The 11,665-nt window shown below is 71.5% G+C and carries 10 protein-coding genes; 4 read left to right on the plus strand and 6 right to left on the minus strand.

The genetic code is table 11. The features are described 5' to 3' along the window. Nucleotides 1–54 precede the first annotated feature (54 nt). Nucleotides 55–648, plus strand: coding sequence for an isopentenyl-diphosphate Delta-isomerase (idi, locus tag ACIOMQ_RS22970; protein WP_401265492.1), 594 nt, complete (start codon nt 55–57; stop codon nt 646–648). Nucleotides 649–687: 39 nt separating this feature from the next. Here the strand turns inward: idi and ACIOMQ_RS22975 are convergent, their stop codons facing one another. Both ACIOMQ_RS22975 and ACIOMQ_RS22980 read right to left on the minus strand, forming a co-directional pair. Further along, nucleotides 688–1,143, minus strand: coding sequence for an ATP-binding protein (locus tag ACIOMQ_RS22975; protein WP_401756392.1), 456 nt, complete (start codon nt 1,141–1,143; stop codon nt 688–690). A gap of 134 nt (nt 1,144–1,277) precedes the next feature. Next, nucleotides 1,278–1,949, minus strand: coding sequence for an HdeD family acid-resistance protein (locus ACIOMQ_RS22980; RefSeq protein ID WP_401265496.1), 672 nt, complete (start codon nt 1,947–1,949; stop codon nt 1,278–1,280). Between the two features lie 31 nt (nt 1,950–1,980). Between ACIOMQ_RS22980 and ACIOMQ_RS22985 the strand changes: the two genes are divergently transcribed. Then, nucleotides 1,981–2,763 carry an enoyl-CoA hydratase/isomerase family protein gene (locus tag ACIOMQ_RS22985; protein ID WP_401265498.1) on the plus strand — a complete coding sequence of 261 codons (783 nt, stop codon included), beginning with the start codon at nt 1,981–1,983 and terminating at the stop codon, nt 2,761–2,763. An 11-nt stretch (nt 2,764–2,774) separates the two neighbouring features. Here the strand turns inward: ACIOMQ_RS22985 and ACIOMQ_RS22990 are convergent, their stop codons facing one another. Further along, nucleotides 2,775–3,410, minus strand: coding sequence for a DJ-1/PfpI family protein (locus ACIOMQ_RS22990; protein ID WP_362196139.1), 636 nt, complete (start codon nt 3,408–3,410; stop codon nt 2,775–2,777). 44 nt (nt 3,411–3,454) lie between these two features. Continuing rightward, nucleotides 3,455–4,417, minus strand: coding sequence for a GlxA family transcriptional regulator (locus ACIOMQ_RS22995; protein ID WP_402190099.1), 963 nt, complete (start codon nt 4,415–4,417; stop codon nt 3,455–3,457). A 134-nt stretch (nt 4,418–4,551) separates the two neighbouring features. On the opposite strand from ACIOMQ_RS22995, the gene ACIOMQ_RS23000 reads away from it, so the two are divergent. Both ACIOMQ_RS23000 and ACIOMQ_RS23005 read left to right on the plus strand, forming a co-directional pair. After that, nucleotides 4,552–5,415, plus strand: coding sequence for a hypothetical protein (locus ACIOMQ_RS23000; protein ID WP_402190101.1), 864 nt, complete (start codon nt 4,552–4,554; stop codon nt 5,413–5,415). Nucleotides 5,416–5,539: 124 nt separating this feature from the next. Next, entirely contained in the window at nt 5,540–7,957 is a 2,418-nt protein-coding gene (locus ACIOMQ_RS23005; RefSeq protein ID WP_402190104.1) for a Tex family protein, read from the plus strand. 176 nt (nt 7,958–8,133) lie between these two features. Here the strand turns inward: ACIOMQ_RS23005 and ACIOMQ_RS23010 are convergent, their stop codons facing one another. After that, a complete protein-coding gene (locus tag ACIOMQ_RS23010; protein WP_362196151.1) occupies nt 8,134–9,771 on the minus strand; it encodes an ABC-F family ATP-binding cassette domain-containing protein in 1,638 nt (545 codons plus the stop codon). 89 nt (nt 9,772–9,860) lie between these two features. After that, nucleotides 9,861–11,624, minus strand: a complete 1,764-nt coding sequence (locus ACIOMQ_RS23015) for a BCCT family transporter (protein WP_362196153.1) — start codon at nt 11,622–11,624, stop codon at nt 9,861–9,863. Nucleotides 11,625–11,665: the final 41 nt, after the last annotated feature.

An 11,665-nucleotide genomic window follows, 5' to 3' on the forward strand; every position in this document is an offset into this window, starting at 1 on the left:
GAGCGGACTCGACGGGACCGGCGCACGGGGCCGGGACCATAGCGAAGGATGGGTATGCCGACCACACCAGCCACCGCGGCGAACAGCTCGTCGAACGGCACAGCAGATGCGATCATGCTCGAACTGGTCGACGAGAACGGCACCACCATCGGTACGGCGGAGAAGCTCGCCGCCCATCAGCCGCCCGGTCAACTGCACCGGGCCTTCTCGGTGTTCCTCTTCGACGAGCAGGGCAGGCTGCTGCTGCAGCGCCGCGCGCTCGGCAAGTACCACTCCCCCGGCGTCTGGTCGAACACCTGCTGCGGCCACCCCTATCCGGGCGAGGCCCCCTTCGCCGCCGCCGCCCGTCGTACGTACGAGGAGCTGGGCGTCTCGCCCTCGCTGCTGGCCGAGGCGGGCACGGTCCGCTACAACCACCCCGACCCGGCCTCCGGCCTGGTGGAGCAGGAGTTCAACCATCTCTTCGTGGGAATGGCACAGGACCGGCTGCACCCGGATCCGGAGGAGGTCGGCGAGACCGCGTTCGTGACGGCCGAGGAGCTGGCCGAGCGGCATGCGCAGGCGCCGTTCTCCGCCTGGTTCATGACGGTGCTGGATGCCGCACGGCCGGCGGTCAGGGAACTGACCGGACCGTCGGCGGGCTGGTAGCGGGCCGACGGCACCGGGAAGCCGCGGCGGACGGGGTGGTCAGGGCCGCGGGCTCAGCGGCAGCACCGCCCAGATGATCTTCCCGCCCCCCGCGGTGTGCTCCACGTCGCAGGTCCCGCCCGCTTCCCGGGTGATCTCCCGGACCAGCAGCAGGCCGCGGCCGCCGGTCTGCGCGTAATCCGTCTCCAGGGCCGTCGGCCGGTAGGGATGGTTGTCCTCGACGGACACCCTGACCCATTCCGCGCCGACGGCCACCTCGACGGCGAGCTCCGGCGAGAGCAGGGCTGCATGCTTCACCGCATTGGTGACCAGCTCGGAGACGATGAGCAGCAGGCCCTCGGCGACGTCCTCGTCCAGCGGCACTTCCTGGCGGCGCAGCAGGTCGCGTACGGCGTGCCTGGCCTGCGGTACGGAGACGTCCACGGCCGGGGCGGTGAACCGCCAGACTCCCTCGTACGACACGGGCCGGGCGGGGACACTCCCGCGGCTCTCCATGGTCCGGTACCCGCTCTCGACTCGGTGGTTACTGCACGTCGAGTACAGAGTGCGGTGCGTAGTCGGCCCCGATTGTGCTGCTGCCAAAAAGTCGACTTCTATCGACAGGATTTGGCCGGACGGGCACGGATGCGTCAGCTCTTGGAGCGATTCTGATGCTCTCCGGTGGGTGCGCCCGGCAGCTCTCCGCTCGCCCTCTGGTCCGAGACCATGGAGACCACACGGCGGCCGCCGACCCCGATCGCGATCAGGCCGAGCCCGTCGAAGAGCAGCGCCAGCGAGAAGAACAGGCCGAGTACGTAGAGGCTGCTGTGCGGCCAGTCGAAGAGCACCAGCAGCCCCAGGAGCAGGCCGAAGGCTCCTTGCAGGAGCGTCCAGCCGAACTGCGGGCCTCGCACCACGACGCTGCCGACCAGCCGGAACAGCCCACCGGTCAGGAAGAGCAGGGCGGCGAACATGGTCAGCGCCTCGGCCGTGCCGTGCGGATGGTGGATGACGACGACTCCGGCGGCGATGTTCAGCGCGGCGACCACGACGCCCAGCCAGAAGAAGTTGGTGCCGCGGGACTCGACGGCGTGGAGCAGCCCGACGATGCCGCCGATCAGCAGCAGCCAGCCGAACAGGATCATCGAGGTGAGTGTCGCGACGCCGGTGTACACGAGGCCGACCAGACCGGCCACGACGAGAAGGGTGCCGAGCAGCGCCAGCCGGCCGAATCTGCGGCTCAGCCTCTTGCCCTCGACTGCGGGATCGGCCACGGGAAGCTCCTCAGGTGCGTGCCGGTTCGGCGACCCCTTCTTGATCATAGGTTCGAACCGTCCGGATAGCATCCGGCGCATGGACCGTACGGAACCCCGGCTGGAGCACACCGTCGCGGACGGTGTTGCGACGGTCGTGATCAGCAATCCCGCCAAGCGCAATGCGATGACGGCCGCGATGTGGGGCACGCTGCCCGGCCTGCTGGAGCGGCTGGCCGCCGACCCCGCGGTCCGGGTGCTGGTGCTGACGGGCGCCGGGAACACCTTCTGCGCCGGTGCGGACATCTCCTCGCTCCGGGATCCGGCGGGCTCCTCGCCCCGGGATCCGGCGGGCGATCCGCAGGCACTCGCCGTGGCCGCCGAGGAGGCCCTGGCAGCGTTCCCCCGGCCCACGCTCGCGGCGATCCGCGGCCACTGCGTGGGCGGCGGCAGCCAGCTCGCGGCCGCCTGTGATCTGCGGTTCGCCGAGGAGGGGGCGTCGTTCGGTGTCACACCGGCCAAGCTCGGGATCGTGTACGCCGCGTCGTCGACCCGGCGGCTGGTGGCACTGACCGGCCCGGCGACGGCGAAGCATCTGCTGTTCTCCGGCGAGCTGATCGGCACCGCGCGGGCCCTGCGGACCGGTCTGGTGGACGAGGTGCTGCCGGCCGGTGAGCTGGACAAGCGGGTCGAGGCGTACGTACGCACGCTGGCGGCGCGCTCTGGGCTGACGCAGGCGGCGGCGAAGGAGTTCGCCGACGGGCGGGAGGACCGGGACGCGTACTGGGCGGAGCAGGCGCGTCGCAGCGGCGACACCGGGGAGGGTGTCGCCGCCTTTCTGGAGCGGCGCGCGCCGCGCTTCACCTGGCCGGCAGGGCTGTGACACCCCCGCGGCTACTGGAGGATGAAGCGGCTCTTGGCGCGGAACTCCTCGACCAGTGCCGCCGGGGCCTTGGCCGGTGAGCCCGCGTCGTACGGCGGCTGCGGGTCGTACTCGGACAGCAGCTGTACGGACATGGCGTGCTCGTCGCCCGCGATCCGGCCGAGCAGCGTGAGCCCCATGTCGATGCCGGAGGAGACGCCCGCCGCCGTGACGTACTTGCCGTCGACGACGACGCGTTCGCCGGTCGGCTCGGCGCCGAAGTCCTTCAGGGCCTCCAGCGCGAGCCAGTGCGAGGTGGCGCGCCGGTCCGTCAGCAGCCCGGCCGCGGCCAGCAGCAGGGACCCGGTGCAGACGGAGGTCGTCCAGGTGCTGGTGGCGTCGGCGGAGCGGAGCCAGTCGAGCAGTGTCTCGTTCTCCATCTGGTCGGTCTGGCCGGGGCCACCGGGGACGACCACCACATCGGGCGCCGGCACGTCGGCGAAGGTCCTGTCGGCGACCAGCGCGAGGCTGCCGTTGTCGTTGCGCACGGGTCCGGTCCGTTCGGCGACGAACACGGTCTCCGCGCCGGGGGTGCGGGCGAGCATTTCGTAGGGGCCCACGGCGTCGAGTGAGGTGAAGCGGTCGAAGAGGACGATGGCGATCTGCATGGCGTTGCCTTCCGGTCGGTCGTGGTGGGTGGCGGGCCGGCCGGTCAGTGGGCGGCCGGCCGGCCGTGGAAGCGTCGGCGGTATTCGGCGGGTGCCGTGCCGAGGGCCTTGACGAACGCGCGGCGCATGGCCTCCGGAGTGCCGTAGCCGCAGGTGCGCGAGATGCCGGAGATGCCGTCGGTGGTGTCCTCCAGCAGCCGGCGGGCGTGTTCGAGGCGTACACGGTCGACGTAGCGGCCCGGTGTGAGGCCCGTCTCGGCCTGGAAGGCGCGGGCGAAATGACGGGGCGAGAGCCGCGCGCGGGCGGCGAGCGCCTCGACGGTGAGATCGTCGCCGGGGTGCTCGGTGATCCAGTGCTGGACCGCGCGCAGAGGTTCGCGCCGGGCGGTCTGCGCGGTGAGCTGAGCGCTGAACTGGGCCTGGTTCCCGGGCCTGCGCAGAAAGACCACGAGGTGGCGGGCGATCGTCAGCGCGATGTCCCGGCCGTGGTCCTCCTCGACGAGTGCGAGGGCGAGGTCGATACCGGCGGTGACCCCGGCGGAGGTGGCCAGTCTGCCGTCGCGTACGAAGATCGGGTCGGGGTCGACCTCGACGGCCGGGTAGCTGCGGGCGAGGTGGTCGCAGACCGACCAGTGCGTGGTCACCCGGTGCCCGTCCAGCAGCCCGGCCGCGGCGAGCAGCAGCGCCCCCGTGCAGACGGAGACGAGCCGCTCGGCGTGCGGGGCGCGAGCGCCCAGCCAGTCGATGAGTGCCGGGTCGGGGGTACGGGTGCCCTGTCCGCCCGGGACGAGGAGGGTGTGCGGCGGCGCGGCGTCGGCGAGGCTGCCGTCCGGGACGAGCGCCAGGCCGCTGCTCGTACGGACCTGGGCGCCGTCCAGGGAGGCGGTGCGCAGGTCGTAGCCGGCCCCGGCGAAGTGGGAGGCCCCGGCGAAGACCTCCACCGGACCGCTCACATCGAGGCTCTGCACGCCGTCGTAGAGGACGACGAGTACGGATCGCTGCGTCATGACTGCCATTCTGGACAACCGGTCACATGGCCGCAATGACGGAATCCCCACCTTTCCTGCCATGCCCGGAGCCCCGTGATTCAGGGGCCGTCCAGGGGTTACCGGTCGTACCGACCAGTCGGTAATGTGCCCGTATGAGTACTCTGCCGCCGCACGCCGGACGCCGCTGCCACCACGCCATCAACCCGTTGCACTCGACGGTCTACTTCTCCCCCGACCTCGGCAAGGAGTTCGGGGAACTCGGCATCGACGACCCGAACGCCGCGTACTTCGCCGGCCGCGCGGCGGCGCTGGGCGCCGTCGGCCCCGGCACGGTCACCGCGGTCTTCTACAACTTCAACCACGACCTCGTCGCCCGGCATCTGCCCGCCGTCTGGTCCGTCGCCTCACCGCAGGCCGCCCTGGACGCCCGGCTGCGCGCCGCCGACTCCACGCTGCGCCGGCTGCTGGGCGAGGAGATCATCGCCTCCCCCGAGATGGCCGAGGCCGCCGGGCTGGCGCTGCGCGCCGCCGAGGCGTGCACCCGACACGCCCGGCCGCTCTACGCCGCCCATGCCGATCTTCCGGTGCCCGAGGAGCCGCACCTGGCGTACTGGCACGCCGGCACACTGCTGCGCGAGCACCGCGGCGACGCCCATATAGCGGCTCTTCTCTCCGCCGGTCTCGACCCGGTGGAGGCCCTGGTCAGCCACACCGCGACCGGCAAGGGGATGAACTCGCGCTGGATCCTCACCACCCGCGGCTGGCGCCGCGCCGACTGGGAGCAGGCGACCGAGCGGCTGCGCGGGCGCGGACTCCTGGACGGCGAGGGCGAGTTGACGGAGGCGGGCGCCGCACTGCGGGCGGAGCTGGAGGAGGCCACGGACCGGATGGACCTGGCCCCGTACGAGCATCTGGGCGAGGAGGGCGTGGCGCGGCTGACCGAGCTGGGGCGCGGCTTCCTGTTCACGGCGGCCTCGGCGGGCGCGTTCCCGGCCGATCTGATGGGCCGGGACTGAGCACGCCGACTCGCGGCAACTGGGGTGGTCGGGCGACACGGCGCCCGGCCACCCGGCACAATGCAGGCGGAGGGGCCCCGCCCCGGTAAGCACAGCCAGTACGAGAAGGCGAGTCGGTAGAACCGTGACGACGTCCATCGAAGGCAGGATCGCCGAGGAGCTCGGCGTACGCGAGCGGCAGGTGAAGGCGGCCGTCGAGCTGCTCGACGGCGGGTCGACCGTGCCGTTCATCGCGCGCTACCGCAAGGAAGCGACCGAGATGCTCGACGACGCGCAGCTGCGCACGCTCGAGGAGCGGCTGCGGTATCTGCGGGAGCTGGAGGACCGTCGTACGGCGATCCTCGACTCCGTGCGCGAGCAGGGCAAGCTGGACGAGGCGCTGGAAGCGCAGATCCGGGCCGCCGACACCAAGGCGCGCCTCGAGGACATCTATCTGCCGTTCAAGCCCAAGCGGCGCACGAAGGCGCAGATCGCCAGGGAAGCGGGGCTCGAACCGCTCGCGGACGGCCTGCTCGGGGACCCTGCGGTGGAACCGCTCACCGCTGCCGCCGCCTTCGTCGACGCCGGCAAGGGCGTCGCGGACGCCGCGGCGGCGCTGGAGGGGGCCCGGGCCATCCTCACCGAGCGGTTCTCGGAGGACGCCGATCTGATCGGTGAGCTGCGCGAGCGCATGTGGTCGCGCGGCCGGCTCGCCGCCAAGGTGCGCGACGGCAAGGAGGAGGCGGGGGCGAAGTTCGCCGACTACTTCGACTTCGCCGAGCCGTTCACCGCACTGCCCTCGCACCGGGTGCTGGCGATGCTGCGGGGCGAGAAGGAGGACGTGCTCGACCTGGTCCTGGAGCCGGAGGAACCGTCCGAGACGCCCGGCCCTTCGGCGTACGAGAACATGGTCGCCCGGCGCTTCGGGGTGGCCGATCGCGGCCGTCCGGGCGACAAGTGGCTCGGCGACACGGTGCGCTGGGCCTGGCGGACCCGGATCCTGGTGCACCTCGGCATCGATCTGCGGCTGCGGCTGCGTACGGCGGCGGAGGACGAGGCGGTACGGGTCTTCGCGTCGAACCTGCGCGACCTGCTGCTCGCCGCACCGGCCGGGACACGGGCCACGCTGGGTCTCGACCCCGGTTTCCGTACGGGTGTGAAGGTCGCCGTCGTCGACGCGACCGGCAAGGTCGTCGCGACGGACGTCATCCACCCGCACGTCCCGGCGAACAAGTGGGACCAGTCGCTGGCCGCACTGGAGCGGCTGGCAAAGGCCCACGACGTCGACCTGATCGCGATCGGCAACGGCACGGCGTCCCGCGAGACCGACAAGCTCGCCGGTGAACTCATCGACAAGCAGCCCGAGTTGAAGCTCACCAAGGTGATGGTGTCGGAGGCGGGCGCCTCGGTGTACTCGGCCTCGGCCTTCGCGTCGCAGGAACTTCCCGACATGGACGTGTCGTTGCGCGGCGCCGTCTCGATCGCGCGACGCCTTCAGGACCCCCTCGCGGAACTGGTGAAGATCGACCCGAAGTCGATCGGTGTCGGCCAGTACCAGCACGATCTGTCCGAGGTGAAGCTGTCGCGTTCACTGGACGCGGTCGTCGAGGACTGTGTGAACGGTGTCGGTGTCGACGTCAACACCGCGTCGGCGCCGCTGCTTTCGCGGGTGTCGGGGATCGGCTCGGGGCTCGCCGAGAACATCGTCGCGCACCGCGATGCGAACGGGCCGTTCCGGTCGCGCAGGGCGCTCAAGGATGTGGCGCGGCTGGGCCCGAAGGCGTACGAGCAGTGCGCGGGCTTCCTGCGCATCCGGGGCGACGACCCGCTGGACGCGTCGAGCGTGCACCCGGAGGCCTACCCCGTGGTACGGGCGATGGTGAAGCGGACCGGCAGTGACGTCGCGTCGCTGATCGGCAACACGGGCGTACTGCGGTCGCTGCGGGCCGACGACTTCGTGGACGAGAAGTTCGGTCTGCCGACGGTCACCGACATCCTGAAGGAGTTGGAGAAGCCGGGGCGCGACCCTCGTCCGGCGTTCAAGACGGCCACCTTCAAGGAGGGCGTCGAGAAGATCGGTGATCTGGCGTCCGGGATGGTGCTGGAGGGGGTCGTCACGAATGTCGCGGCGTTCGGCGCGTTCGTGGACATCGGTGTGCACCAGGACGGACTGGTGCATGTGTCGGCGATGTCGCGCACGTTCGTGAAGGACCCGAGGGACGTCGTGAAGCCGGGCGACATCGTGAAGGTCAAGGTCATGGATGTCGACATTCCGCGGAAGCGGATCTCGTTGACCCTGCGGCTGGACGACGAGGCGTCGGCGGCGGCGGGCCAGGGCGGCGGGCCGAAGCGGGAGCGGAGCGAACGGGGCGGCCAGGGCGGCCGGCCGCCGCGGCAGCGTCAGGGCCAGGGCCAGGGCCAGGGCGGTCAGGACCGCGACCGGCGCGGCGGCGGTGGTGGCGGCTCCGCCCGTCCGGCACCGGCGCCGCTGAACAGCGCGATGGCGGACGCGCTGCGCCGGGCCGGGCTGGCGGATCCGAAGCAGGGCGGCAAGAGGGGCTGACGTCGGGGGCGGGGAGCCCGGTGCGGTCCGCTGCGCGGAGCTGCCCCGTCCCCGCCCCTTCCCGGGGCCCGGGGTTCCCCCCGGGCCCCGGCCCTCACATGCCGGACGGACTTGGGATGCGGGTCCGAGGCGGACCCTGAGTCACTGTGAGGGTGCCGGGCGAAGACCCGGCACCCTCACAGCTCCGTCACCTTGCCGTCCACCACTTCGACGCGCCGCGTCGTCCGTACGGCTTCCAGCATGCGCCGGTCGTGCGTGACCAGCAGCAATGTCCCCGTGTACGAGTCCAGCGCCGATTCCAGCTGTTCGATGGCGGGCAGATCGAGGTGGTTCGTCGGCTCGTCGAGGACGAGGAGGTTGACGCCCCGGCCCTGGAGCAGGGCGAGCGCCGACCTGGTGCGCTCGCCGGGCGAGAGGGTGGTCGCGGGACGCATCACATGGTCCGCGCGCAGGCCGAACTTGGCGAGCAGGGTGCGGACTTCGGCCGGTTCGGTGTCGGGTACGGCCGTACAGAACGCCTCCAGGAGCGTCTCCGGACCGTGGAACAGTCTGCGCGCCTGGTCGACCTCTCCGACCACGACGCCCGAGCCGAGCACCGCGTGCCCGGCATCCAGTGGGAGGCGCCCCAGGAGTGCGGCGAGAAGCGTGGACTTGCCCGCTCCGTTGGCGCCGGTGATGGCGACCCGGTCCGCCCAGTCGATCTGCAGCGACGCCGGCCCGAAGCTGAAGTCGCCGCGTACGGCTCGGGCCTCGCGCAGGGTCGCGACGACCGATCCGGAGCGGGGCGCGGCGGCGATCTCCATCCGCAGTTCCCACTCCTTGCGCGGCTCGTCGACGACGTCCAGCCGCTCGATCATGCGCTGGGTCTGCCGGGCCTTCGCGGCCTGCTTCTCGCTCGACTCGCTCCGGAACTTGCGGCCGGTCTTGTCGTTGTCGGTCGCCTTGCGGCGGGCGTTCTTCACGCCCTTGTCCATCCAGGAGCGCTGCATCTGGGCGCGCCCTTCGAGAGCGGCGCGCTTGTCCGCGTACTCCTCGAACTCCTCACGGGCGTGCCTGCGGGCCCTGTCGCGCTCCTCCAGGTAGGCGGCGTACCCACCGCCGTACAGGTTGATCTGCTGCTGGGCCAGGTCCAGTTCGAGGACCTTGGTGACCGTGCGCATCAGGAATTCGCGGTCGTGGCTGATGACGACCGTGCCCGCGCGCAGCCCGGAGACGTAGCGCTCCAGCCGCTCCAGGCCGTCCAGGTCGAGGTCGTTGGTGGGCTCGTCGAGCAGGAAGACGTCGTAGCGGGAGAGCAGGAGGGAGGCCAGGCCCGCGCGGGCCGCCTGGCCGCCGGAGAGCGCGGTCATCGGCAGGTCGAGGCCGACGGTCAGTCCGAGGTCGGCGGCGACCTCCTCGGCGCGCTCGTCCAGGTCCGCGCCGCCGAGCGCCAGCCAGCGCTCCAGTGTCTCGGAGTAGGCGTCGTCGGCGCCCGGCGCCCCGTCGACGAGGGCCTGCGTGGCGGTGTCCATGGCCGTCTGGGCGTCGGCGACGCCGGTGCGGCGGGCCAGGAACTCCCGCACCGTCTCCTGCGGACGCCGCTCCGGCTCCTGCGGGAGGTGGCCGACGGTGGCGGTGGGCGGGGAGAGCCGCAGCTCGCCCTCCTCCGGGCGGTCGAGCCCGGCGAGCAGCCGGAGCAGGGACGATTTGCCGGCGCCGTTGACTCCGACGAGACCGATCACGTCCCCGGGCGCGACGACGAGGTCGAGCCCGGCGAAGAGTGTGCGGTCGCCGTGTCCGGCGGCGAGGTCCTTGGCGACGAGAGTGGCAGTCATCAGGGTGCCGATCCTAATCGCCGGCCGGGGAGCGCGGAGCAGCCCGGCCGGTCCCGGTCCGGGAACCGCGAACGGCGGGGCACGCGGCGTCAGTGGTCCGGCGGGCCGGACGGGCTCGACGGGCCGGACGGGCCAGGGCCCTCGTGGAGCCCCGTGGTGATCCGGCTGCCGCCCGGACCGATCCGGATCTCGAAGTCACCCGCGTACTTCGCGTGCCCGGCGATGACCGCGGATTCGACCGCCTCCACGCCGGACTCGCGCCGTACGATCAGCGGGTCCTGGCGCAGGTCCCGCATCAGTGCCACGCACATGCCGATCATCACGAGGGTGAACGGCGCGGCCACCAGGATCGTCAGGTTCTGGAGCCCGGCGAGCGCGTCCCCCTCTCCGTTGCCGATGAGGAGCATGATCGCCGCCACCGCTCCGGTCACCACGCCCCAGAAGACGACGACCCACCTGGCGGGTTCGAGGATGCCCTTCTGGGAGAGCGTGCCCATCACGATGGAGGCGGCGTCCGCGCCCGAGACGAAGAAGATGCCGACCAGGATCATCACGAGCAGGCTCATCGCCGTGGCGATCGGGAACTGCTGGAGCACGCCGAAGAGCTGGGCCTCCTGGGTGACGGCGTTGCCCAGCTTTCCGGCCTCCTGCAGGTTGATCGCCGTACCGCCGAAGATCGCGAACCAGACCAGGCTGACGGTGCTGGGCACCAGGATGACTCCGCCGATGAACTGCCGGATCGTCCGGCCGCGGCTGATGCGGGCGATGAACATGCCCACGAAGGGCGTCCAGGAGATCCACCAGGCCCAGTAGAAGACGGTCCAGTTGCCGAGCCATTCGGCCACCTCGCCCTTGCCGGTCGCCTCGGTGCGCCCGGCGAGCTGGGCCAGGTTGCCGAAGTAGGCGGCGATCGACGTGGGCAGCAGGTCCAGCACGATGATGGTGGGGCCCGCGACGAAGACGAAGACGGCGAGGATCAGGGCCAGCACCATGTTGGTGTTGGAGAGCCACTGGATGCCCTTCTCGACTCCGGAGACCGCCGAGGCGACGAAGGCGACGGTCAGGGCCCCGATGATCAGGACCAGCAGCCCGGTGCCGGTCTCCTCCTTCCAGTGCAGTTCGTGGAAGCCGCTGCCGATCTGGAGGGCACCGAGGCCCAGCGACGCGGCGGAGCCGAAGAGGGTGGCGAAGATGGCGAGGATGTCGATCAGCCGGCCGAGACCGCCGTGGGCGCGCCGGCTGCCGATGAGCGGCTCGAAGACGGCACTGATCGTCTGCCTCCTGCGGCGCCGGAAGGTGCTGTACGCGATGGCCAGGCCGACCACGGCGTAGATCGCCCAGGGGTGCAGCGTCCAGTGGAACAAGGTGGTGGCCATCGCCGTCTGCATCGCGTCGGCGGTGTCGGCGGGGTGGGTGCCGGGCGGTGGGTTCGTGAAGTGGGCGAGCGGCTCGCCGACTCCGTAGAACATCAGGCCGATGCCCATACCGGCGCTGAACATCATGGCGACCCAGGACACGGTGTGGAACTCGGGCTCCTCCCCCTCCTGCCCGAGGGTGATCTTTCCGTAGCGGCTGACGGCGAGCCACAGGGCGAAGACCACGAAGCCGGACGCCGCGAGCATGAAGGCCCAGCCACCGTTGTGGATCAGGCCGTTGAGCATGGAGCTGGAGACGGCCTCCAGCGAGTCGGCGGCCGTGGCGCCCCAGACCACGAAGGCGAGGGTGAGGACGGCGGTGACCCCGAACACCACCCGGTCCGTCGTGGGGTGCCGGTTCTGCGTCGGGTCACCGGGGAGGTCCGCCGTCACCGGCAGATCTCCCCGGCCGCCCGTTCCCTGTTCGTCGTGCGGCACGGATGGCACCTTTCCCGGAGGCTGCTTTTTCGCTCTCCGTA

This window comes from Streptomyces sp. NPDC087845, from assembly GCF_044742755.1.
Taxonomy (GTDB): Bacteria; Actinomycetota; Actinomycetes; order Streptomycetales; family Streptomycetaceae; genus Streptomyces.

Coding starts and splice junctions, on each gene's coding strand:
- idi (WP_401265492.1), top strand. CDS start 55: ATGCCGACCACACCAGCCACCGCGGCGAACAGCTCGTCGAACGGCACA.
- ACIOMQ_RS22975 (WP_401756392.1), bottom strand. CDS start 1,143: ATGGAGAGCCGCGGGAGTGTCCCCGCCCGGCCCGTGTCGTACGAGGGA.
- ACIOMQ_RS22980 (WP_401265496.1), bottom strand. CDS start 1,949: ATGATCAAGAAGGGGTCGCCGAACCGGCACGCACCTGAGGAGCTTCCC.
- ACIOMQ_RS22985 (WP_401265498.1), top strand. CDS start 1,981: ATGGACCGTACGGAACCCCGGCTGGAGCACACCGTCGCGGACGGTGTT.
- ACIOMQ_RS22990 (WP_362196139.1), bottom strand. CDS start 3,410: ATGCAGATCGCCATCGTCCTCTTCGACCGCTTCACCTCACTCGACGCC.
- ACIOMQ_RS22995 (WP_402190099.1), bottom strand. CDS start 4,417: ATGACGCAGCGATCCGTACTCGTCGTCCTCTACGACGGCGTGCAGAGC.
- ACIOMQ_RS23000 (WP_402190101.1), top strand. CDS start 4,552: ATGAGTACTCTGCCGCCGCACGCCGGACGCCGCTGCCACCACGCCATC.
- ACIOMQ_RS23010 (WP_362196151.1), bottom strand. CDS start 9,771: ATGACTGCCACTCTCGTCGCCAAGGACCTCGCCGCCGGACACGGCGAC.